Below are 22,694 nucleotides of genomic sequence, written 5' to 3'. Positions count from 1 at the left end.
AACATAGAAAAATGGAGTTAGAGCGACCTGCAAAAAAATGGGGGTAACCGGCTTGATTCGTAATGTGGGCAAATTGTTAAGAAAAACGAAAGAAAAAAAATCCTTGATACAAAATGATTACCAAGATTCTAAGCCTGCAGATGAACTGGATGTGAGCTTCAGTCAAAATGTAGAAACACTTCGTTCTGTTTATGATAATTGCTCGGATGTCATGTTCCGCTCGTTCTTACTTTTTGGAAAGACGCGGGCGATGCTTATTTACATTGCGGGACTTTCAGACATCGAGGCGATAGAGCAATATGTGCTATCTCCACTCATGCAAGAGGCATCAAAAGAACCACAACCATTAAATGAGTTTATTGAACATAAAATGCCCGTCCCTAAAGTGGTGAAAGTGAATATGTTGGCGGATTGCATTGAATCGATTTCCTCTGGAAACCCGATTCTTCTATATGAAGGGGAAAGCGATGGATTTTCTTTAGGATTGTCCAAATGGGAAAAGCGGGCGATTGAAGAACCTGTGGCAGAGGGTGGAGTTAGGGGGTCACGAGAGGGATTTATTGAATCGCTAGAGGTAAATACGTCCCAATTGCGACGTATTATTAAAAGTCCTGCCCTTAAAATACAATCGATGAAGATCGGAACTCTCACCAGGACGAATGTTTCAATTGCTTATATTGATGGACTTGTGGATAAATCACTGATTGAAGAGATTACAACTCGGTTGGAACGAATTAAAATAGACGGTATTTTAGAAAGCGAATACATCGAGGAAATGATTGAGGACAATCCGTTTTCACCTTTCCCTCAGATCATGTCGACAGAACGGCCGGATGTAGCCTGTTCTAGTTTGCTGGAGGGACGGGCTGTCATTCTTGTAGAAGGAACCCCTTTTACTTTAATTGCACCAATTTCCTTCTTTTCTTTGATTCAATCACAAGAGGATTATGCTCAACGTTTTATGGCAGGCACTTTTATCCGTTGGTTACGTTATTTTTTTATGGGATTATCTCTTTTGCTTCCTTCCCTTTATGTTGCTATTTTGACGTTCCATCATGAGGCGGTCCCAACCGCACTCCTGCTAAGCGTAGCAGCATCACGGGAATCGGTCCCTTTTCCTGCAATAGTAGAGGCATTGGCCATGGAAATTACGTTTGAAGCACTAAGAGAGGCAGGGGTTCGATTGCCGAAGCAGGTAGGTTCTGCTGTCAGCATTGTTGGAGCGCTAGTGATTGGTCAAGCTTCCGTACAAGCGGGGTTGGTTTCAGCGCCAATGGTCATTGTGGTTGCAATTACGGGAATCGCTTCTTTTATGATGCCTCGTTATATTGCCGGAATTACTTTTCGGATGCTTCGTTTTCCAATGATGCTGCTTGCCGGTACCTTAGGATTGCTTGGCATCATGATGGGGATTATCGCCATAGTCATTCACTTATGCAGCTTGCGTTCCTTTGGCGTTCCATACTTAGCGCCACTGGCACCGTTAAAAGGTAAAGAGCTGAAAGATGTGCTGTGGAGAGCTCCTTGGTGGATGATGGATACACGCCCGAGTTTCACAGGAGATTCTAATGTATACCGTCAAGCGCCGGAACAAGGACCAAATCCAAAAAGGGGGAGTGAAACGGAGTGAATAATAGCTGGAGGCAAACAAGGATACTATGGAAAGTAAAGAGGCGTCATTTCACGAAAAGTGTCCTTCTTTTGCTCGGTATTTGTGGAGCGGCCCCTTTTCTAAGCGGTTGTTGGGACCGAACAGAAATCACTGATTTGGCGATTGTCACAGCAGCCGCCATCGATAAGAAGGATAGTAATCAAATCGAACTATCCGTCCAAGTCTTTATTCCAAGTTCAATAAGTAGTGGTGGCGGTCAAGGCGGGACCAGTCAAGAAGGGGGTGGGGTTACGACATTGGTGAGATCTGAAAAAGGCTCCAATATTTCAGATGCATTGTCTAAGCTTCAAAGCAAGCTTCCTCGAAAAATATTTTGGGGACATTGTAAAGTATTTGTATTCGGTGAAAAGTTAGCGAAGGAAGGAATTCAAGAGCAGCTGGATTTTTTGCTGCGCCATCCGCAGCCAAGAGAGAAAGCAAATATGTATGTCAGCAAAGGGAAAGCAAAGCCCATCCTTGAATCTTTGCCACCTCTAGAAAACTATTCAGGGGAAGTGCTTAGAGAACTATCTGATTTACATATTGGGATGCTGGTCACATTACAGGATTTAGATGAAATGTTAACGGGTAAACCTCAAGCTGCCGCACTTCCAGTCGTTAAAATTTTACCACCTGGAAAAGGGCAAAAAAAGTTACAGGGAATTCCTTACATTGTCGGGACAGCCGTACTAAAAAAAGATAAGATGACCGGGACGATGACGGAAAAAGAAACAAGAGGGCTATTGTGGTTAAGAGATGAAATGGAATCATACACTGTGACCTTCCAACCAAAAGGTGTGAAAGGGGAGATATCTTTAAATCCAGTGACAGCCCAAGTCAAGATCATTCCGCAAATTATCAATGAAAAATGGAAAGTATTGGTGAAGGTAAAAACAGAAGGAGCAGTTATACAAAATGGAACGAATTTAAACCTTTCAAGTCCAAAATCTTTAAAAGCTGCCGAACGAGCATATCAAAAAGATATAGAAAAACGTATCGAGATGGCTTTTCTGCATACTCAGGATAAGAAAGCGGACATTTTAGGGTTGGGTAAAGATTTCTATAGGAAATATCCTAAACAGTTTAATCAAATCGAAAACCACTGGAATGATATATTCGCGAAAATGGAAGTGGAAATCGATGTTGTGGCCCATATTCGAAGACAGGGCTATATAAACAAACCGGCGGGTTTGTCTGAAAATGAGGTGAAGGACAAGTGAGATGGGGGGCTTTTTTGTGTACATCCGTGATTGTAATTCTAATCATTTTGTATGAATGGCCGAAAATGAAAAAAAATCCTAAAAAAGATAAAGTGGCTTTTCTTACACTGCTCCTCACTGGCTTGGTTCTGGCCATGTTCAATCTCCCACAGATGGCAGGACCGACTCAATGGATGGTAACTCTTTTCAGGCCGTTTGGAGAGTTTATGGAAAAGTGAGTCTATTAGTGAGTGTTGCGTAATTCAATTCATACTATTAAAGAAAGGGGGAAGATGATGGAGAAAGGGAAAATTTCATCCCTACAGATGGCATTCATGATGTATCCGACGATTGTGGCAACGGCTCTTCTCGGGGTTCCAAGCATCACAGCGAAATATGCCAAAACCGATTTATGGCTTTCCCCCATTTTTGCTGCGCTCATAGGGTATCTGACGGTGTATATCGCTATTAAACTGCACAAGCTTTATCCGAAACAAACGGTGATCCAATTCAGTGAACAGATCATTGGTCGGATTCCGGGGAAAATTCTCGGTTTTTTATTCTTGTTTTTTTATATCCAGAACACGGGGCTAATCCTTAGAGGTTACGGAGAATTTGTTGTCGGCTCTTTTCTGGTCAATACCCCGATTAGTGTGATCATGGCATCAATGGTGCTACTGTGTGCTTTCATCGTACGCGGGGGAATAGAGGTGCTGGGGAGAGCTGCTGAATTATTTGTACCTATTTTTATTTTTCCAATCTGTATCTTAATCCTCTTACTGATCCCTGATTTTGAATATAAGAATATATTCCCGATATTGGGGGATGGAATTATGCCTCCAATCAAGGGTGCGATTGTACCGGGGGGATGGTTCAGCGAGTTTTTCCTGATCATTTTTCTTCTTCCTTTTTTGGCGGATATGAAAAAAGGGATGAAATCCGGGATGATGTCTGTGTTTGCTGTGATGATGACGTTAATTGTGGTGAATCTTTTGGTTCTATTTGTACTTGGGTCAACCACATCCACAAAGCTTTATCCCCTGATGAGTGCATCTCGATACATCAGTTTGGCAGACTTTTTTGAACATGTAGAGTCCGCCGTCATGGCGGTATGGATAGTAGGGGCGTTTGTGAAAATTTCCGTTTTCTATTATGCAACTGCTTTAGGTACAGCGCAGTGGCTGAATCTCTCCGACTATCGCCCTGTTGTATGGCCGATAGGGATTTTGATTGTCATATTCAGTTTTTGGTCGTTGCCTAGCTCTATGGATGTCAGTCGTAATGATATCAACGTCTTTCCTTTTCAAGGAACTTTGATGCAAACGATTATTCCTCTGTTATTGTTGGTGATTGCTATTGTTAGGAAAAGAAATCATAAAGGAACCGAAACCAGCTGAATGGATTGAATAAAGCCGTTTGAAGAGTTTATGAAAAAGTAAATCTATCAGTGGGTTGCGTGATTTCAAATTTACATACTATCACAGAAAGGAGGAAGATGATGGAGAAAGGTAAAATTTCGTCTCTACAGATGGCGTTCTTGATGTATCCGACGATTGTGGCAACGGCTGTTCTCGGTGTTCCAAGCATCACAGCCAAATATGCCAAAACTGATTTATGGCTTTCCCCCATTTTGGCGTCTCTCATCGGGTTTGCGACGGTGTATATCGCTTATAAACTGCACAAACTTTATCCGAAACAAACGGTTATCCAATTCAGTGAACAGATCATTGGTCGGGTTCCGGGAAAAATTCTCAGCTTTTTATTCTTGTTTTTTTATATCCCGATCACAGGGCAAATCCTAAGAAGTTATGGGGAATTTATTGTCGACTCTTTTCTGGTCAAAACCCCGATTAGCGTGATCATGGCATCAATGGTACTCCTCTGTGCCTTTATCGTACGCGGAGGAATAGAGGTGTTGGGGAGAGCTGCCCAATTGTTTGTTCCTGTTTTTATCCTTCCACTCCTCCTCTTAATCATCTTACTGGGCGCTGACCTTGAATTTAAGAATATATTCCCGATATTGGGGAATGGAATTATGCCTCCAATCAAGGGGTCAATTATACCGGGTGGATGGTTCAGCGAGTTTTTTCTGATGATTTTTCTCCTCCCTTTTTTAACGGATATGAAAAAAGGAATGAAATATGGGATGATGACTGTGTTTGCCGTGATGATGACGTTAGTTGTGGTGAATCTTATCGTTCTTTTTGTACTCGGATCAACAACATCCACAAAGATTTATCCCATGATGAATGTATCTCGGTACATCAGTTTGGCCGACTTTTTTGAACATTTGGAGTCCGCCATCATGGCCGTATGGATAGTAGGAGCGTTTGTCAAAATTTCTGTGTTTTATTATGCGGCTGCTTTGGGTACTGCGCAGTGGCTGAATCTCTCCGACTATCGTCCTGTTGTATGGCCTATAGGGATTTTGATTGTAGAGTTCAGCTTTTGGTCGTATCCTAGCTCTATGGATGTCAGTCGATATGATATCGTCGCCTTCCCTTTTCATGGAGTTTTGATGCAAACGATTATTCCTCTGTTATTGTTGGTGATTGCTTTGATTGGTAAAAGAAATAGACAGAGAAAGGGAAGCAATTCAAGCTAACCTTTTCTGCCACTGCTTTGATTTAAGAGGCTTAAAAAAGTAGATTAGAACGGAAGGTACGAGACTTCTGCTTAGAAAAGCGCGTCCAAGGGAGTACCCCGCAGGCGGTAAGCGAGTGCCTGGAGGGAATGCAACATTCAAATTAAATACACCTCAAAAAACTGTAGACAAACTCAATTATTAGCGAGTTTGTCTACAGTCTGCAACCATTCCGTTTTCGAATGGTTTTTTTGTTGAGAAAAAATAGAAAAGCTTAAGATCATCAGATGTATTTTGCAGCATGTTAAAAAAATTATCAATTTTTTTCAAACCGTTTTGAGGTTTGTCCCGTTATCTATAGTACAAAGGTTTTTAGAAAGGAGTGAAGAAGGAAGTGAGGAAAAGGGTCATTTTTGTTGGGTGGATATCATTGATGGTAGTACTGTTAGGATTTTCACCGGAAATGGGTTCGAAACGGGGGCAAGCTGTTAACGACATCGTAAAAGTATATGGACCAGGTGGACCTCTTGGACCTATTAAGGAAGTGGCGGAACAATTCACCAAAGAAACGGGGATAAAAATTGAAGTAACAGCAGGACCCGAGGAAAAATGGATTGATCAAGCCAAACAGGATGCGGATATCATTTATGGAGGGTCAGAGTATATGTTAACTGAATTTATGCATGATCATCCGGATATCCTTGAAGAAAAAAACCGTACAGAATTGTATGTACGGTCAGCTGGAATTCTGGTTAGAAAAGGAAACCCAAAGAACATACGGTCTTTGGAGGATTTAACGAAAAGGGGTGTAAAGATTGTGGATGTTAATGGAGCAGGGCAACTGGGGCTTTGGGAAGATTTGGCGGGAAGAAAAGGATTGATTCCTGGAATTAGCAGGAATATTGACATTTCAGTGAAGTCCAGTGCAGAAGCTATCGATCTATGGAAGACAAATTCTAAATTAGACGCCTGGATTACATATGAATCCTGGCATTACCGCCTGTCGGATGTGACGGACCTGGTTCAACTCCCTGAAGAAGAAAAGCTCTATAGAGGAACCCCGATAAGCATAACAAGTAAGAGTGAAAACAAGAAAAAGGCAAAACAATTCATTGATTATCTTAAAACGGAAAAATCCCATCAAGTGTTTCAAAAATGGGGATGGAAGTAAATTGACGAGGAGTGAGAGTATATGAAAAAGTGGATGTTTTTTTCGGTAATTATGATGGTATTAGTTTTGGCGGCTTGTGGAAATGAAGCTAAGGATTCACCCGAAAAGGATCAGGCTGTTAGTGGTACTTCCGATGAAAAAGCAGTAACCCTAAAATTATTGGAAAGTGAAAAAACAGGCGAATACTTGGCTGATTCTAAAGGAATGACGCTTTACTTTTTCAAAAACGATAAATCCGGAAAAAGCAATTGTGCGGATGAATGTTTGGAAAAGTGGCCGCCGTTCATGGATAGGGATTTTGCTGTTCCTGAAGGATTTGAGGAAAAAGAATTTGGAACCATCAAAAGGGAAGATACAGGGGAAGAGCAGGTAACGTACAAAGGATTTCCGCTCTACTATTTTGCGAATGATAAGGCAACGGGAGATGTCAATGGTGAAGGTGTGAAAAATGTTTGGTATATTGTGAATAATGAGACGGTTTTTCCAAAATAAGAAAAAGGGACGATCAGTGATGGTCGTTCCTGTTATTCGTTTTCCAAATTTACTTGGTGAGGAGTTGCAGGTGCGATTGAAAGAAAAACTTGATAAGGAATTGATGGGATTAGTAATGAAAAAGCATCGTCCTGCTCTGGAAGAACTTTATGACAGGCATATTAAATTAATCTATGGTTTTATTTTTAAGTTCACGAATGGAAATACTGAAAAAACTAAAGAGATTGTTCAGTTGGTTTTTTTAAAGCTCTGGACCACAAAAAGCAGTTATAATTCCGAAAAGGGGCACTTTGTAAGCTGGCTTTTGACCGTTACACGGAATGTGTGTGTGGATTATGTCCGTAAAGACAGCGTTCATATTCGGAATAACAAACACATGGACATGAGCCATCCAATTGACATGGAAGATCCGAATAATGATATAGAAAATGGGCTATTATACAGTGAAATTGCCAATGCCAAAAGTAAGTTAAGCAAGCCGCAAAAAAGGCTGATTGATTTACTGTATTGGAAAGGGTATTCGTTAACGGAAATTGCCAAAATTGAAAATGAACCGATTGGTACCATCAAGAGCAGACTTCATCAGTCGCTTAAATTGTTGAAAAAGTATTTGGAAGTAGGTGGTTTGTAAATGAATACAGAGTGCGCTAACCTGCTTTCATTTTTATCGGGTGAACTGGGAGAAAAAGAAAAAAAGGCATTCGCGGAACACTTAATTCATTGCCCTGAATGCGCTAGGGAGTATGAACAAATGACGGAAGCCTGGAATTCATTGAAATGGGATTTCGAAGAAATGGAACCTTCTTCTTCCCTGAAAGCAGAGGTTATGAATTTTGTCTTTGAGCCTGATGATGAAGTTCCGATGAGAAAGGAAAAGAATTGGAGTAGTTTTTTCTTTAAGCAGTTTACACCAGTAACTTCAGGTCTCGTGCTGGCCTTTCTAGTTTTGGCTGTTGCGCTGTTATATTCCAATATTCAACTAAAAAAAGAACTTGCAGCTATCAATCTCCCAATGGAGGTTAAAACGTCACTATCATTGCAGCCTGCTCACAAGACCGCTGTAAATATGAATACGGACGGTGCTGCATACATTTTGCAGCAAGGGGAAGAAAGAAGGTTAGTCGTTCAGATTCAGAATTTGCCTAGCCTTCAAGAGTCCGAGGTGTATCAGGTGTGGTTGCTGAAAGATGGAAAACGGACAAATGCAGGAACTTTCAAGCCTGATGAAACAGGCACAGGATCATTGACATACAAACTGTCAATGAATGATCAATTCAATCAAATTGGCATCACAAAAGAACCAGATTCAAATAGTACAAAGCCGAGAGGCGAGAAAATAGTTGGATCTTCATAAAAATAAGAGACTTGCCCGCAGTGGGGAAGTCTCTTATTCGTTTCGTATTTGGAATGATAGCTAAATTAGTGAAAATGGAATATCTCATGAATTTGAATATCAATGTTTGTCTTTTGCTTTTCGTTCTATCAAAAGCAACGTAAAACCCCCAGCAGGATAAGAGTGCTGGGGGTTTTACAAAATATCATGATCGTATACCTATTTATTCATTAAATCCTCACAGTACTCCCGGATCAATGCCGAGGCTTTCGTTTGGCTGATAGAGAGGTCCTTCGCTACTTTCCTGGATGATTTGTAGGTTTGGAAAGATTTCCTTATCAATATCCGCTTCGTTTCATCAACCGCTTTATCGAGCGAAGTGGGGAGATCGATCTGGGTCACTTGTTCAACATTTTCGGTAATCATTTCAGGCAAGTCGGCCATTAGGATAACGGAGTCACTTACTAACACTAACCGTTCAATCAAGTTTTCAAGCTGGCGGACATTGCCTGGCCATGAATAATGAATTAATAGGTTCAAGCATTCTTCCGAAATGACTTTATTTTCATGATATCTTTCATTGAACTTATTTAAAAAATTGTACGTAAGGGGAATGATATCTTCTTTACGTTCTCGCAATGGAGGCAATTGAATATCAATCACATTCAAGCGGTAAAATAAATCTTCCCGGAATCTTTTATCATTGACCATTTCTATTAAGTTCTGATTGGTTGCAGCGACGATGCGGATGTCGACTTTTTTCATTTCACTGCCCCCGACGGGAATGAATTGTTTGTCCTGGATTACTTGGAGAAGCTTTGCCTGCAGAGCGAGCGGTATTTCCCCAATTTCATCAAGAAAGACAGTGCCACCGTCTGCGGATTCAATCAATCCGCGTTTTCCAGTTTTGTTCGCACCCGTAAATGCACCTTTTGAATAGCCGAATAGTTCGGATTCGAGCAGCTCTTCCGGAATGGCAGCACAGTTGATTGTCAGGAAAGGTTTGCTTTTCCGTTTACTGATCCGGTGGATGAAATGGGCAAGCACTCCTTTTCCTGTTCCAGATTCCCCCTGGATTAAAATCGTGGAATCGGTCGGTGCCACCTTTTCACAAAAAGTGAGGATGCGGTTGATTTTACCGCTATTAGTAATGAATCTCCCCGTTTCATCTTCGTTATGAGTCGATTTTGACTCACTACTCGCTTCATTTGCTTTTAACATTTTATACGTTTGGGTTTCTGTGGATGTAGTGACGACCAGTTCAATTTCCCCCGCATCATTTAAAATCGGAATCGCTGATGTCATCAATTCTGCGCCAATATACGTTTGTTGTTTAATGTAGCAAGGCTTTTTTCTTTTAAATACTTCAGGCACGATGGAGGGTGTCCAGTACCCTTTTTCAAATAAGTCCACATTATATTTGCCAATGACTTCAGTAGGTTTTAGCCCATAATGGCGCTCACATGCCTTGTTGACGTAAAGAATCCGCTTTTCGCCGTCAAGGACGAAAATCTCATCTGAGGAATGATCAAGAATCTTTAATAGAGTTTGGAGAGTCATTTCCACACTTTCAGTAGAATCCGGACTTTTCATAAGGTAATCCTCTCTTTTCAAAAGGGAATGAGTGAATTTTGAATACTGTTCTATCAATTTCGAGTTAATTATAACTCGATATGATAACGTTTTCAAAACTAATTTTGAATATTTCGTTTATTTAGGCTGGTTTCCAAGGTTGGCACACATTTTGCATTATATTAAATTGACAGTTGGTTAAATTGTCAGTTGGTTAAATTGTCAGTTGGCTAAATTATCAATTGGTTAAATGAACAATTGGCTATGTTTGCATGTCGATAATTATTGCATGAATGGACACGTTGGCCTAGCAGAATTCTAGTCAATAGAATTATCTAAAAGCAAGTCATCTAGGGGGGAATGAGTATGGAAGGTAGGTATGAAATCTTTGACATTACTATTATCGGGGGAGGACCGGTTGGTTTGTTCACCGCTTTTTATGCGGGAATGCGCCAAGCTTCAGTGAAAATTATCGAAAGTCTCCCTCAACTGGGAGGACAGCTGTCTGCTTTGTACCCTGAAAAATATATTTATGATATTGCGGGCTTTCCGAAAATTCAGGCCCAAGAGCTCATCGATCGATTACTGGAACAAATGGGTCAATTCAAAACGGATATTTGTCTTAATCAATCTGTAGAGACCATTGTTCGTACTTCGGATGGGATGTTTGCCATAACGACACCCGAAGAAACACATTATACGAAAGCGATAATCATCACTGCTGGAAACGGGGCGTTTCAGCCACGGAAACTGAAAATCGAAGGCGAAGAAAGGTTTGAAAAAGCCAACCTTCATTATTTCGTCCAGAATATGAGCCAATTCGCTGATAAGAGAGTTGTTGTGTTTGGTGGCGGTGATTCAGCGGTCGACTGGTCGCTAATGCTTGAACCGATAGCGGAAAAAGTGACACTTATCCACCGCAGGGATAAATTTCGTGCACATGAACACAGTGTAGAGCGTTTGAAACAATCCAAGGTGGAGGTCTTGACTCCTTATCTCCCAGCCGGACTGATCGGAGATGAAAATATAGAAAAAGTGATTGTGACGGATGCGAAGAGTGGAAAGCCGCTTGAAATGGAAGTCGATGACGTTCTTGTCAATTATGGATTCGTATCATCAATAGGCCCAATAAAGGATTGGGGTCTTGAACTTGAAAATAATTCCATCGTTGTCAACTCTAAAATGGAAACGAATATCAAGGGCATATACGCGGCAGGAGATATTTGCACGTACGAAGGGAAGGTGAAGCTGATTGCTAGCGGGTTCGGTGAAGCGCCAACAGCTGTGAGTAATGCGAAAGTTTATATCGATCCAAGAGCGAAAGTTCAGCCTCTTCACAGTACGAGCACAATGGGGGGAAAAGAGAAAAGCACCTCGACCGTTTAATTATGTAAAAAGGGGGAATCCACATGGTTAAATACACAGTGGTTGACCAGGAGACATGTATCGCTTGCGGGGCTTGTGGAGCGACGGCACCGGAAATTTTTGATTATGACGATGAAGGTATCGCTTTTTCAATCCTGGATGCAAACAGAGGGATAACGGAAGTATCGGAAGAATTGGAAGAGGACTTGGAAGACGCCTTTGATGGTTGTCCGACAGATTCGATTAAGTTGGGTGCGGAACCATTTACCAATATACCAGTGACAGCCGGTTAACTCGGCGGAAATGAATCCATTAAGAAATAACCGTTTCTATTAAGTTCAGGAAAGCTTGTAATCATATTTTATTTTAGGGGGAAATGAATGATGGCTTTTAACAAGGTGGAAAATTTAGCAAATCGTAGTTTTGAAAGAACATTGACATATGACAAATACACGGATCCTAAAGTACTCGAAAAGGAAATCGATCTAGTATTCTCTAAAACTTGGCAGCTTGTGGGACACGTCAGCCAATTGGAAAAAGTGGGAGCTTTCTTTACGACAGAAGTAGCTAACGAGCCGATCATCGTGACCCGCGGACAAGATGAGGTGATCCGCGCCTTTTATAACGTTTGTCCCCATCGTGCGACTAAGCTTGAAAAAAGTGACTCAGGCAAGAAGAAAATTCTACAATGCAGTTATCATGGTTGGACATTTAAATTGGATGGGAAATTGAACAAAGCGCCGAATTTTAAAGGCGAAGATGCGGCCTGTGTACAAGATGCCTGTTTACGCTCCGTTCGCATGGAAATCCTGGAATCTTTAATTTTTGTCAACTTGGATGATAATGCAAAACCGCTTAGCGAATCGTACGGTGATTTCTTTGACCGTTTAAGTAAATATCCATTTTTAAGTGAGTTAAAAAGAACAGGCCAAAAAACCAGGGTGATTAAGGCAAACTGGAAAGCGTTCATAGATAACTATTTAGAATGTGACCATTGCCATGTAGCTCATCCAAGCTTTGTTGCAGCACTCGATATGGAAGATTACCAAATCATTACATGTGATAACTATTCACTGCAAGGCTCAATGGTAAAACCGGATAAAAATTACGGAACGGTCGATTTAAATAAGGCGGAAATGCAAGGCGGCTCTTTTTTCTGGCTGTGGCCTAACCTGATGTTGACCATTTATCCGGGTCCCGGAAATATGGCTACCATTCAAATGGTGCCGATTGATCACGAAACGACTTTGGCTGTTTACACCTATTATTTCCGCGATGAGAATTTGACTCAGGAAGAGAAAGACCTTGTTGCTTTTGCCGAACAAGTCCGACAGGAAGATGTGGAACTTGTAGAGCTGGAACAAATAGGTTTCCGTTCCCGTGCCTTTAACAAAGGTAGATATTCCTCTTCGGAAATAGCAATTGTTCAATTTCATGAAATGGTATTGGAGGCCCTAAATGAGTAGAGTAGAGAATCAAGTGAAATCGATGAAACAATTTTTGATGATCAATGGTGAAAAAGTGGAAACGGAAAGCTATGCTCCTCTATTTTCCCCTTATTCCGGGGAAGAAATCGCCCAAATAGCCATGGCGGATAAAGAGCTGACGGAAAAGGCGATTGGAGCTGCCTACAACGCTCGCGAAGTCATGGCAAAAATGCCCGCTTATCAAAGGGCGGATATATTGGAGAAGGTTGCCACGTTATTAATGGAGAATGCGGAAGAAGCGGCAGAAATCATATCCCGTGAATCAGCCAAACCGATCATGTTCGCAAAAGCGGAAGTTGGGAGAACCATTGAGACGTATAAGTTCTCGGCTGAAGAAGCTAAAAGGATTCACGGTGAAACGATTCCTTTTGATGCAGCCACTGGCGGGGTTGGCCGAATTGGTTACACGTTAAGAGAGCCGATCGGGGTCATTGGTGCCATCACTCCGTTCAACTTCCCGATGAATTTGGTGGCGCATAAAGTCGGTCCGGCCATTGCTGCTGGAAACACCATCGTTTTGAAACCAGCTTCGCAAACTCCGCTGTCCGCACTTTTCATCGCAGATATTTTTGAAAAAGCGGGTCTGCCGGCTGGCGCATTAAATGTAGTGACAGGTCCCGGCAGCACGGTCGGAGAAGTGATTGTTGAAAACGACCAAGTAAGCATGGTGACATTCACCGGAAGCCCAAGTGTTGGAATCGGCATCCGGAGCAAAGCCGGCCTGAAAAAGACGACTCTGGAGCTTGGCTCGAACTCTGCTTTAATCATTGATAAAGACATTGAAGTTGATCAAATTATCGATCGTTGCATCATGGGTGCCTTCTCCAATCAGGGGCAAGTTTGTATTTCACTGCAACGTGTATATGCACATGAAGAAGTGTATGAAGAGTTTGTAGCGAAATTCACTGCAGCTGCGAAAAAGCTTAGAATTGGCGACCCATTGGATCCGGATACGTATATTTCCGCCCTGATCTCCAAAGGAGAAGCGACCCGTGTACTGGGCTGGATTGATGAAACTAAAGGAAGCAAGGCAACAATTGCAGCAGGTGGAAAATTGCAAGGCGACATTCTTGAACCGACCATAATTACCGATGCGGATCATCGGCTAAAAGTTTCATGCCAGGAAGCATTTGCTCCGGTTGTCATTGTAAATAAAGTGAGTTCAGTGAAGGAAGCGATTGATTCTGTGAATGATTCCCGCTTTGGCTTGCAGGCAGGAATATACACAAACAATGTGAAAAACGCTTTGTACGCATCACGTGAATTACACGTAGGCGGTGTAATCATCAATGACGTGCCAACCTATCGTGTCGATCAAATGCCATACGGCGGTGTAAAAGAAAGCGGGACTGGTCGTGAAGGCATAAAATACGCCGTGGAAGAAATGACTGAAATGAAATTGGTCGTTTGGAACCAAGACTAAAAATCGAGGAGATCATTTATGAAACAATTCAAAATAGCGGTCATCGCAGGAGATGGCATTGGACCTGAAGTGATTAATGAAGGGATAAAAGTATTAAAAAAAGTGGCTGAACTGGATTCCAGTTTTCAATTGGATTTCACATACTTCCCATGGGGCTGCGAATTTTATGCCGAAAATGGTAGAATGATGGATGATGATGGGATCGATAAGCTGAAAGCGTTTGACGCGATTTATTTGGGGGCGGTCGGATTTCCGGGCGTTCCAGACCATATTTCACTATGGGAGCTATTGTTGAAAATCCGTAAAAGCTTTAATCAGTATGTCAATATCAGACCTGTGACACTGTTAAAAGGGGCTCACTTGCCTCTCGTAGATGTGCAACGTGAAGATATTGATATGCTGTTCATCCGCGAAAACAGTGAAGGCGAGTATTCAGGCGCAGGAGACTGGCTGTTTAAAGGGCAGGAACATGAAGTGGTTTTGCAAAATGGGGTGTTTTCACGTAAAGGCACGGAAAGGATCATCCGTTATGCTTTTGAAACCGCGAAAAAAGAAGGCAGATCGCTGACGAGCATTTCTAAAGCGAACGCCCTTAATTATTCGATGGTTTTCTGGGATCAGGTATTTGAAGAAGTGAGCAGGGACTATCCTGGAGTTGAAACGGCTTCATATCTTGTCGACGCAGCGGCGATGTTGATGATCAAAGACCCGAAACGCTTTGAAGTCGTTGTGACTTCGAACCTGTTCGGTGATATTTTAACGGATTTAGGGGCTGCACTTGCTGGGGGAATCGGGCTTGCAGCCGGTGCCAATATTAATCCTGAGAGGGAATATCCTTCGATGTTCGAGCCAATTCACGGTTCAGCTCCAGACATTGCAGGCATGGGTATTGGAAACCCGCTCGCCTCCATTTGGTCAGCAAGTCAAATGCTCGATTTTTTTGGCTATGAATCTCTTGGAAAGACTGTTCTTGAGGCGATTGAGCAACTTCTGCTGGAAAATCAGGTGCTCACCCCCGATATGAATGGCACGGCCTCCACTTCCGAAGTGGGAGACAGGGTAGCGGAAATCATCGAGTCAATCATTATATCCAAAGGTATGACGGTGAAAAGATAAATGATCGACCAAGGTGATTGAATGGTCATAATAAAAGAATGCACCAAGTATGAAGCCGATACCAGAACCCATTAGGTATATACAAAAGGAAGAGGCCAAGGCTTGGAATGAAAAGCACTTGGTCTCTTTGTTTTACAGTATGAAGAAGATTGTTGTTAATCATTGTAATGAGTCTAAAGTAACTCAAATCCATGATAGAGCTAAGGAGCAGTCAGATGAAACAAGTTGAAATAATTGTTAAAAAAAATGTTCCATGCACTATGAGGGACGGTACCGTACTTTATGCGGATGTATACAGACCTAATTCTACTGGACAATTTCCAGTGTTATTGACAAGGCTTCCGTACAGTAAGGACTTACCGCTTTATTCCCATCGTTATTTGGACACCCACCGTCTTGTTGAAAATGGATTCGTCGTCATCATTCAGGATGTGAGAGGACGCTTTAAGTCAGAAGGGGAGTTCCAGCCATTCAGCCAGGAAGCAAATGATGGATATGACACGGTGGAATGGGCAGCTTCACTCTCGTATTCCAGCGGAAAAGTGGGTATGTTTGGCCTATCGTATTATGGATATACACAGCTGCTGGCTGCAGAAAAAAAGCCTCCGCATTTAGTCGCCATCTTTCCGGCAATGACACTGAATGATCAAAGAAATGGAACGGTTTACCGTAATGGTGCCTTTGCTCTCGGACTATTTGAAACGTGGACATTGGAATCGATTTTGCCTGATTTGCTGAAGCGGAAATTTGAAAAAAGTGTGGACATGACTTCAGCTGTCCGGGAGCTTGCTGACTCCCTCAATAATATTGAGGATTGGTATTCGTATGCACCAATTAATGATTGGCCGCCATTAAAAGTTCTGGAAGAAGATAATTTTTTCTTTGAACATTTGAAGCGCCCAATTGAAGACGAATCCTACTGGCAAGATTCCAGTATTGCTGATAAATATGATAGGTTACAGCTTCCTGCTTATCATATGGGTGGTTGGTATGATTGTTTTATCGGCCCTACTCTGGAGAATTACGTGGAAATGAACAAGGTGAATGACCAATCAAGCAATAAACAAAAACTTATTGTTGGACCCTGGGGCCATGGCCACTTTTCCTCTATCCAGGGTGAACGTTCTTTTGGTGTGCACGCATCTGGGGAGTGGATGAACCTTGAAGAAGATATGACCAACCTACATATTCGCTGGTTTGATCACTGGTTGAAAGGAGTCAGCAATGGCATTGAGAAGGAACCACCCGTGAAAATTTTTGTAATGGGGATTAATGAGTGGCGCAATGAAATGGAATGGCCGCTTGAACGGACTGAATATACGAGTTACTATTTGCACAGTATGGGAAAAGCGAATACGAAAACAGGCGATGGTTGCTTACGAAAAGGTATGCAAGCGGAGGATACGGCTGATTCATATATATATGATCCCAAAAAACCTGTCCCCACAAAAGGTGGAGCCACGCTTTTTTCCGGTCCACTTACAATGGGGCCATATGATCAGAGCGTAATCGAAAAGAGGAACGACGTGCTCGTTTATACTTCTGATCCGTTGCAAGAAGCACTCGAAGTAACTGGACCGGTTAAAGTGAAGTTGTTTGCATCAACTGATGCAGTGGACACCGATTTTACGGCAAAGCTTGTGGATGAATCGCCGGATGGCACCGCGATTATCTTAACCGAGGGAATCGTCAACGCCAAATACCGGAACGGCAATCAGGCAGAAAAGGAACTGAGAGGCGAAATCGTTGAATACGAAATTAACTTGTGGGCGACAAGCAATGTTTTTCTTCCAGGACATCGAATCTTGCTTGAGGTTTCATCAAGCAGTTTTCCACAATATGCACCAAATCCGAATACAGGGAAATCAATGATTGAAAGCAGTGAAACAAAAACCGCCAGGCAAACGATCTATCATAGCCAGGAATTTCCGTCTCATATTCTTTTGCCAATCATACCTACAAGGAAAAATTCATGATAAGTGAAGGGGGAGAAAATGCTCGAAGAATTACATTTTTACCATTACAACCAGTTCTATGAGTGAATTACAGTTCGGGTGAGGTGATTAAAACTCAAAAAGCAGATGATTAAAGCCTTACTTCTCTAGTATTTATAAGAATAGTAGTAGGTGGAGTTCTTGTCTTTACGTCTGAAATCCTTGGCATAAAACTTGCAATTAATAAAATGAAGGGGGATCGTTAATCCATTAGATGGATTCAGGCATCCTTGATGTAATTGTGAGCCGAGAAGTAGAAGCTTGTACTGGAAATGGATCTGTAACCTTGGACTATTAAAAACCGTTATTAATAGTTTGAAATTTCTTAATGTTTTTTCTATTGAATGGTATAGTAGCGAAGGTTAATGTCGCGATGGAGTTGTTTTTAGGAACGAGATTATTGCAACCATAATTTAAAGCGCCTTCAATGGATCGTTTCATTAACATAAGAGGGGGAATTCAATTGAAAAAAATCATTGTGCTGCTCAGCATCATACCCGCAATTGGCTCATTATCTGTGGTTAACCGTGTGGAACCGTATATATTCGGTTTACCTTTCATTATTTTTTGGGCTGCAGCCTGGCTTATTTTAACATCCATCTGCCTTTATATTAGCAGTGTGATCTTTGATAGACAGGAGGAGAATAAATGAACAGTTCCATATTAATCATCATCATGACCCTTGTCTTGGCTTTTTACTTAGGTATCCGCGCAAAGAAAGGGAGGGAGATGAAGCTTGATGAGTGGGCTGTCGGGGGGAGGAGCTTCGGTTCTTTAATCATGTTTGTCCTGATGGCGGGAGAGATGTTTTCGACTTTTGTGTTTCTTGGAGCCAGCGGAGCTGCCTACCGTATGGGTGGCCCCACTATTTATATATTTTGCGCTCTTACTTATATCGTCCCTTTTTGGATTTTGCCCCCTATTTGGCGCTATGCGAAAAAACATAACGTGCTGACGCAATCTGACTTTTTTACAAAAAAGTATAACAGCAAGTCATTGGGACTACTGGTTGCTGTTATTGGAGTCCTTTCAATGATTCCCTACATCGTTTTACAATTAAAAGGCTTTCAGATCATCGTTTCCGAAGCGTCATATGGATTGATTCCCCCCACGGTTGCTGTTTGGATCGGAATGCTCTGCGTAACTGTTTTCGTATATGTGTCAGGAATTCACGGTTCGGCGTGGACGGCTGTATTGAAAGATATCCTCATTCTTGTCGTTATTCTATTTATGGGCATTTATTTGCCAATACATTACTTCGGCGGTATACAACCGATGTTTGAAACTCTGGAAGCAACAAAACCGGGATTCTTATTGCTTCCGGATGAAGGGCTTAGCATCTCTTGGTATATTTCCCTTTGCTTGATCATCGCATTGGGTCAATATATGTGGCCACATTGCTTTGGGGCGAGTTTATCTTCCCAAAACGAATCAGCTCTGCGCAGGAACTCTGCCATTTTACCACTGTACCAAATCATTCTAGTATTTATTCTTTTTATCGGTTTCACGGCCGTTTTACAGATACCGAATTTACAAGGCGGAGATACGGACCTTGCCTTATTTAAAATCGCGAAAGACGCTTTCCCTCCTTGGATTGTCGGAGTTGTCGGAGCGGCAGGTATGCTTGCAGCACTTGTACCATGTTCGATGTTGATTCTGACGGCAGCCACTATTTTATCAAAGAATATTTATAAAGCGGTCAAGCCTGATACATCGAATGAGCAGCTTGCCAAACTAACCCGTATATTTGTTCCAATCGTATCATTAGTCTCCTTAATCTTTACCTTTTATGGAGGTAATACGATGATAGCGTTATTAACCATGGCTTACAGTTTTGTCCTGCAACTTTTCCCACCTTTAGCATTCAGTTTGCTTAAGAGAAATCCGGTCAGCAAAGCTGGAGCTTCTGTAGGGATGATTTTAGGGGTGGTTTTGGTTGCTTACTTTACGCTGGCAGAGGCAACAATGGCCACTTTATTTCCGAAGGCACCACACTTCATACAAGATCTTGATATAGGAATTGTTGCCATTACTTTGAACCTTATCGTGATGCTTGCTGTCAGTGCTTTCACAAGAAAAGATCAACAAACGATTCAGGAAGAAGAACCGGTCAAACGAATCATCATCTCATGATCATTAGGAAGCAAGTGCCAGGTTTATAGCCCTCTAGGGAGGCAGCCTCTGAAAATGATACAAAGCACTACAAAAAGGATAGCGTATGAAGCTATCCTTTTTGTAGTGGACCAAGCATGAAAGAGAAATGGAGAAGCAGATAGTAATCACTTTTTACCCTTACGATAGTGACATTATCTGTGTGAACGTAGTGACGAAAAAAATAGATTTGTGTTAAGTTGGACTAAACTGATTATTGGAGGCAGCGATGAAATACGAGATTATCTTTTTTGATGTGGATGATACATTGCTAGACTTTGGCATATCGGAAAAAAGGGCACTGCACAATACCTTTCTAGAGTTTGGGTTGCCAACAGGGGTCGAGGAGTATGAGGGAAGTTATCAAGAAATCAGTAGGGTATTATGGAGAGATTTGGAACAGGGCATTATTCATTTAACAGATTTGGGAGTGGAAAGATTCAAACGGTTGTTCCTGAAGCATGAGCTTAAAATCCATGCGGATGCGTTCAGCCAAGCGTATCTAAGATATTTGAGCAAGGAAATCCACCTAGTACCAGGGGCTGCAGAAGTTTGCAGGAATCTTGAAGGATGCCGGCTGGCGATTATCACCAATGGCTTTACGACTGTGCAGACGGCAAGAATCGGGGGTTCCCCTCTCTGCCAGACTTTTGAGCATTTGATTGTTTCCCAAGAGGCTGGGTTTCAGAAGCCGGAAAGAGGGATTTTTGATTATGCATTTTCAAAGTTAATGATTACAGAAAAATCGAAAGCGTTGATCGTGGGTGATTCCTTGACCTCTGATATACAGGGGGGATTGAATTATGGAATGGATACATGCTGGTACAATCCCCATCAAAAGGATAATAATTCGGGTATCAAGCCAACCTATGAAATCAGCAAGCTGACAGATCTTTTAGAGGTTGTAGGATGTAAGGTTTAAGGATTAACAAGCATTTGAATATGTTCAAGCCATTCTAACAAACCATAGGCTGCATATCCCGGTGATGGGAACATGCAGCCTATGGTTTTATTTATTTCATAGTTTGAGTATCAGTTCAAATCCAGCTCGTTGGGTTTTAGAGTTTGATCTTTTTCGATGATTCTACTGGATTGCGGTATTAATAGACAAAGCGCTAGGGAGATTGCGAGACCAGCCATCATGAATCCGCCAAATACCAAAGGGGATGGACCATATGAATCCGCCATGGTGGTCCAAATGAGAGGACCGAAACCGGCAATGGCTGCCGCGACCTGATATCCGACAGATAATCCCGTATAACGGACTTTTGCTGGAAAGAGCTCTGAGAATAATGTTCCTTGTGTAGAAAAAATCGCTCCCCAAACAACGCCGAGTACAACTGCCTGCATAAAGTAGAACCAGCCTATCCCTTGTCCGATCATAGTGAAGTAGGGGATAGACAAGACGAAAAGGAGTATCAGGCCACACACATAGATGATTTTTCGACCGATGAAATCAGAAATGTAACCAATGACGGGAATGGTAATGAGCATTGTAGCGCAGCCAATCGTTAAAGCGGTCAGGGCTGAATCTCGTGAATATCCAAAATACATTGTGGTAAAGACGAGAACATAGGACATGATGAATACATTGAAGAACCCGTCCCCGATTTTTAGTCCGATCACCTGCATTACACTTCTCCAATCATGCTTCAACGTGTCAATAATGGGAATCTTCGCAAGATCACCGCTATCTTTCTGCGCTTGAAATTCTTCCGTTTCTTCAATTCCACTCCTTACCCAGATTGCCAATGCGATCAGTACACCACTTAAAAGGAAAGGAATCCGCCAACCCCAAGATAAAAATTGGGCATCGGTAGTCAAAGAACTAATAAGGGTAAGGCTGAACGAACCGGCAACTAAACCAATGGGTACCCCTAGTTGGGGAATGGATCCATATAACCCACGGACCCCCTTTGGGGCAGATTCCGTTGCCAATAGGATGGCCCCGCCCCATTCACCTCCCAAGGAAATCCCTTGAATCAATCTCAGCACCACCAAGATGGCGGGGGCTGCCAGACCAACCTGGGCATAGGTGGGCAGAACCCCGATAAGCATTGAACTTCCGCCCATACCAATGAGGGTGAACATGAGTGCCGCCTTCCGTCCAATGCGATCACCCATATGTCCGAATAGGATGCTCCCGATTGGACGGGCCGCGTAACCTGCCCCGAAAGTGACAAAGGCAAGAAGAAGTGATATCGCTGGATCTTGATTGGGGAAGAATAGTGTTGTAAAAACTAATCCCGTCGCTGTCCCATATAAATAGAAATCATACCACTCAATAACGGAACCAGCTAAACTAGCGAAAAGAACTCGGCTTTTTTTCATGGGAAATGCTCCTTTAATATTGTTTTCATTTGTAAAAAAACGCTTACATCGAAGAGTGTACATTTACATGAACAAAATGGATGGCTGGTGAATATAAGTAAAAAAATGGATTATTTAGATTATTTTAGAGAGGTTATCCATATCCGTCAATATATATCTGATTTTTCTGAAAAAATGAAACGTTTAACATAGCTTATTTCACCTGTATTGGAATATAATTAATTCTAAAGTAATGGAAAAATGAGATCAGCGCTCACGGATAAAATAAGTGTAGTTTTAAGTAAAAGGAAAAAGTTTTAACTCCTGAGGATCATAAGATTCAATTTGATCATTTAGTATTTTTTATGTATAGAAGAGTGGCGATGTGGGAATCATGTGAATAAGGAAATGAAAAAAGTGGAAAGGATAACATTTTAATAAATAGATAATAATCTCCAAGTTACTTAGTATAATAGAAAAAAGGTTAAGGAGTTGGTTTCGTATGGAGAAGCAATTGCCTGGAACATCACTGGAACCTGAAGAGATGGCTGAGATGGTTTTAAAAAAGGCGCTTAGTGATTACCGAAAAGCACAAATCGAAAAAGCCATCGATGACTCATTGAAGAATCGTGATAAGGAAGAGTTCATACGTTTAACTGAAATATTGAAGAGCATTTCATGAAATTTTGCACACTGCAAAAAAGACAAGTAGTTATGATGTAAACGAAAAGCTCCCGTGCACGAAAAGCCAGTGAAGCTTGATAATATATGTAAGATGAAGATGAAATTTTTTTAGCTGAAACATTCTTCGTTAATAGGAATCTATAGTATTATAATATTTTACAT

General features: G+C 41.8%; 21 protein-coding genes. 19 read left to right on the top strand and 2 right to left on the bottom strand.

All coding sequences use genetic code 11. The features are described 5' to 3' along the window. Window positions 1-37: 37 nt before the first annotated feature. The 9 genes from LQ203_RS09135 to LQ203_RS09095 all read left to right on the top strand — a co-directional run bounded on the left by LQ203_RS09135 (window position 38) and on the right by LQ203_RS09095 (window position 8,451). Complete coding sequence (locus LQ203_RS09135; RefSeq protein WP_230157355.1) at window positions 38-1,630, top strand: spore germination protein; 1,593 nt, start codon at window positions 38-40, stop codon at window positions 1,628-1,630. After that, window positions 1,627-2,871, top strand: a complete 1,245-nt coding sequence (locus tag LQ203_RS09130) for a Ger(x)C family spore germination protein (protein ID WP_230157353.1) — start codon at window positions 1,627-1,629, stop codon at window positions 2,869-2,871. The genes LQ203_RS09135 and LQ203_RS09130 overlap by 4 nt, the downstream gene beginning before the upstream one ends. Window positions 2,872-2,885: 14 nt before the next feature. Beyond that, window positions 2,886-3,089 (top strand): hypothetical protein, encoded by a 204-nt coding sequence (locus LQ203_RS09125; RefSeq protein ID WP_230157351.1) that lies wholly within the window; start codon window positions 2,886-2,888, stop codon window positions 3,087-3,089. Between the two features lie 57 nt (window positions 3,090-3,146). After that, window positions 3,147-4,247 (top strand): endospore germination permease, encoded by a 1,101-nt coding sequence (locus tag LQ203_RS09120; RefSeq protein ID WP_230157349.1) that lies wholly within the window; start codon window positions 3,147-3,149, stop codon window positions 4,245-4,247. Window positions 4,248-4,348: 101 nt separating this feature from the next. Next, window positions 4,349-5,455, top strand: coding sequence for an endospore germination permease (locus tag LQ203_RS09115; protein WP_230157347.1), 1,107 nt, complete (start codon window positions 4,349-4,351; stop codon window positions 5,453-5,455). Window positions 5,456-5,867: 412 nt separating this feature from the next. Next, entirely contained in the window at window positions 5,868-6,605 is a 738-nt protein-coding gene (locus LQ203_RS09110) for an extracellular solute-binding protein (RefSeq protein ID WP_230157346.1), read from the top strand. A 21-nt stretch (window positions 6,606-6,626) separates the two neighbouring features. Continuing rightward, window positions 6,627-7,097 carry a hypothetical protein gene (locus LQ203_RS09105; RefSeq protein ID WP_230157345.1) on the top strand — a complete coding sequence of 157 codons (471 nt, stop codon included), beginning with the start codon at window positions 6,627-6,629 and terminating at the stop codon, window positions 7,095-7,097. 76 nt (window positions 7,098-7,173) lie between these two features. Further along, the gene (locus tag LQ203_RS09100; protein ID WP_230157441.1) at window positions 7,174-7,728 is read left to right on the top strand and encodes a sigma-70 family RNA polymerase sigma factor; all 555 of its coding nucleotides are present in this window, start codon (window positions 7,174-7,176) and stop codon (window positions 7,726-7,728) included. After that, entirely contained in the window at window positions 7,729-8,451 is a 723-nt protein-coding gene (locus LQ203_RS09095) for an anti-sigma factor (RefSeq protein WP_230157344.1), read from the top strand. 198 nt (window positions 8,452-8,649) lie between these two features. On the opposite strand, the gene LQ203_RS09090 is transcribed toward LQ203_RS09095, so the two are convergent. Beyond that, on the bottom strand, window positions 8,650-10,023 hold the full coding sequence (locus LQ203_RS09090) for a sigma 54-interacting transcriptional regulator (RefSeq protein ID WP_230157343.1): 1,374 nt from the start codon (window positions 10,021-10,023) through the stop codon (window positions 8,650-8,652). Between the two features lie 345 nt (window positions 10,024-10,368). Here LQ203_RS09090 and LQ203_RS09085 point away from each other — a divergent pair, with 345 nt between their 5' ends. The 9 genes from LQ203_RS09085 to LQ203_RS09045 all read left to right on the top strand — a co-directional run bounded on the left by LQ203_RS09085 (window position 10,369) and on the right by LQ203_RS09045 (window position 20,460). Further along, window positions 10,369-11,388, top strand: coding sequence for an NAD(P)/FAD-dependent oxidoreductase (locus LQ203_RS09085; RefSeq protein WP_230157342.1), 1,020 nt, complete (start codon window positions 10,369-10,371; stop codon window positions 11,386-11,388). Between the two features lie 23 nt (window positions 11,389-11,411). Then, window positions 11,412-11,660, top strand: coding sequence for a ferredoxin (locus LQ203_RS09080; protein ID WP_230157341.1), 249 nt, complete (start codon window positions 11,412-11,414; stop codon window positions 11,658-11,660). A gap of 90 nt (window positions 11,661-11,750) precedes the next feature. Continuing rightward, complete coding sequence (locus LQ203_RS09075) at window positions 11,751-12,833, top strand: ring-hydroxylating oxygenase subunit alpha (RefSeq protein ID WP_230157439.1); 1,083 nt, start codon at window positions 11,751-11,753, stop codon at window positions 12,831-12,833. Beyond that, on the top strand, window positions 12,826-14,277 hold the full coding sequence (locus LQ203_RS09070; protein ID WP_230157340.1) for an aldehyde dehydrogenase family protein: 1,452 nt from the start codon (window positions 12,826-12,828) through the stop codon (window positions 14,275-14,277). The genes LQ203_RS09075 and LQ203_RS09070 overlap by 8 nt, the downstream gene beginning before the upstream one ends. An 18-nt stretch (window positions 14,278-14,295) precedes the next feature. Further along, window positions 14,296-15,393: a tartrate dehydrogenase gene (locus LQ203_RS09065; protein ID WP_230157339.1), complete on the top strand. Its 1,098-nt coding sequence runs from the start codon at window positions 14,296-14,298 to the stop codon at window positions 15,391-15,393. A 215-nt stretch (window positions 15,394-15,608) separates the two neighbouring features. Next, window positions 15,609-17,369 carry a CocE/NonD family hydrolase gene (locus LQ203_RS09060; RefSeq protein WP_230157338.1) on the top strand — a complete coding sequence of 587 codons (1,761 nt, stop codon included), beginning with the start codon at window positions 15,609-15,611 and terminating at the stop codon, window positions 17,367-17,369. Window positions 17,370-17,850: 481 nt separating this feature from the next. Further along, window positions 17,851-18,039, top strand: coding sequence for a DUF3311 domain-containing protein (locus LQ203_RS09055; RefSeq protein WP_230157337.1), 189 nt, complete (start codon window positions 17,851-17,853; stop codon window positions 18,037-18,039). Beyond that, the gene (locus tag LQ203_RS09050) at window positions 18,036-19,520 is read left to right on the top strand and encodes a sodium:solute symporter (RefSeq protein ID WP_230157336.1); all 1,485 of its coding nucleotides are present in this window, start codon (window positions 18,036-18,038) and stop codon (window positions 19,518-19,520) included. The genes LQ203_RS09055 and LQ203_RS09050 overlap by 4 nt, the downstream gene beginning before the upstream one ends. Window positions 19,521-19,767: 247 nt before the next feature. Next, window positions 19,768-20,460, top strand: coding sequence for a YjjG family noncanonical pyrimidine nucleotidase (locus LQ203_RS09045; protein WP_230157335.1), 693 nt, complete (start codon window positions 19,768-19,770; stop codon window positions 20,458-20,460). 110 nt (window positions 20,461-20,570) lie between these two features. On the opposite strand, the gene LQ203_RS09040 is transcribed toward LQ203_RS09045, so the two are convergent. Beyond that, on the bottom strand, window positions 20,571-21,869 hold the full coding sequence (locus LQ203_RS09040) for an MFS transporter (protein WP_230157333.1): 1,299 nt from the start codon (window positions 21,867-21,869) through the stop codon (window positions 20,571-20,573). A 481-nt stretch (window positions 21,870-22,350) separates the two neighbouring features. On the opposite strand from LQ203_RS09040, the gene LQ203_RS09035 reads away from it, so the two are divergent. Further along, entirely contained in the window at window positions 22,351-22,530 is a 180-nt protein-coding gene (locus LQ203_RS09035) for an IDEAL domain-containing protein (RefSeq protein WP_230157331.1), read from the top strand. Window positions 22,531-22,694 lie beyond the last annotated feature (164 nt).

The organism is Peribacillus sp. Bi96 (assembly GCF_918698115.1).
GTDB lineage: Bacteria > Bacillota > Bacilli > Bacillales > DSM-1321 > Peribacillus.
This window is presented reverse-complemented; position numbering and strand designations above follow the sequence as displayed.

Excerpts from the sequence above, each read along its gene's own strand:
- LQ203_RS09075 (WP_230157439.1), top strand. The coding sequence starts at position 11,751 with ATGGCTTTTAACAAGGTGGAAAATTTAGCAAATCGTAGTTTTGAAAGA.
- LQ203_RS09095 (WP_230157344.1), top strand. The coding sequence starts at position 7,729 with ATGAATACAGAGTGCGCTAACCTGCTTTCATTTTTATCGGGTGAACTG.
- LQ203_RS09120 (WP_230157349.1), top strand. The coding sequence starts at position 3,147 with ATGGAGAAAGGGAAAATTTCATCCCTACAGATGGCATTCATGATGTAT.
- LQ203_RS09105 (WP_230157345.1), top strand. The coding sequence starts at position 6,627 with ATGAAAAAGTGGATGTTTTTTTCGGTAATTATGATGGTATTAGTTTTG.
- LQ203_RS09070 (WP_230157340.1), top strand. The coding sequence starts at position 12,826 with ATGAGTAGAGTAGAGAATCAAGTGAAATCGATGAAACAATTTTTGATG.
- LQ203_RS09135 (WP_230157355.1), top strand. The coding sequence starts at position 38 with ATGGGGGTAACCGGCTTGATTCGTAATGTGGGCAAATTGTTAAGAAAA.
- LQ203_RS09080 (WP_230157341.1), top strand. The coding sequence starts at position 11,412 with ATGGTTAAATACACAGTGGTTGACCAGGAGACATGTATCGCTTGCGGG.
- LQ203_RS09115 (WP_230157347.1), top strand. The coding sequence starts at position 4,349 with ATGGAGAAAGGTAAAATTTCGTCTCTACAGATGGCGTTCTTGATGTAT.
- LQ203_RS09065 (WP_230157339.1), top strand. The coding sequence starts at position 14,296 with ATGAAACAATTCAAAATAGCGGTCATCGCAGGAGATGGCATTGGACCT.
- LQ203_RS09085 (WP_230157342.1), top strand. The coding sequence starts at position 10,369 with ATGGAAGGTAGGTATGAAATCTTTGACATTACTATTATCGGGGGAGGA.
- LQ203_RS09045 (WP_230157335.1), top strand. The coding sequence starts at position 19,768 with ATGAAATACGAGATTATCTTTTTTGATGTGGATGATACATTGCTAGAC.
- LQ203_RS09035 (WP_230157331.1), top strand. The coding sequence starts at position 22,351 with ATGGAGAAGCAATTGCCTGGAACATCACTGGAACCTGAAGAGATGGCT.
- LQ203_RS09040 (WP_230157333.1), bottom strand. The coding sequence starts at position 21,869 with ATGAAAAAAAGCCGAGTTCTTTTCGCTAGTTTAGCTGGTTCCGTTATT.
- LQ203_RS09050 (WP_230157336.1), top strand. The coding sequence starts at position 18,036 with ATGAACAGTTCCATATTAATCATCATCATGACCCTTGTCTTGGCTTTT.
- LQ203_RS09060 (WP_230157338.1), top strand. The coding sequence starts at position 15,609 with ATGAAACAAGTTGAAATAATTGTTAAAAAAAATGTTCCATGCACTATG.
- LQ203_RS09110 (WP_230157346.1), top strand. The coding sequence starts at position 5,868 with ATGGTAGTACTGTTAGGATTTTCACCGGAAATGGGTTCGAAACGGGGG.
- LQ203_RS09090 (WP_230157343.1), bottom strand. The coding sequence starts at position 10,023 with ATGAAAAGTCCGGATTCTACTGAAAGTGTGGAAATGACTCTCCAAACT.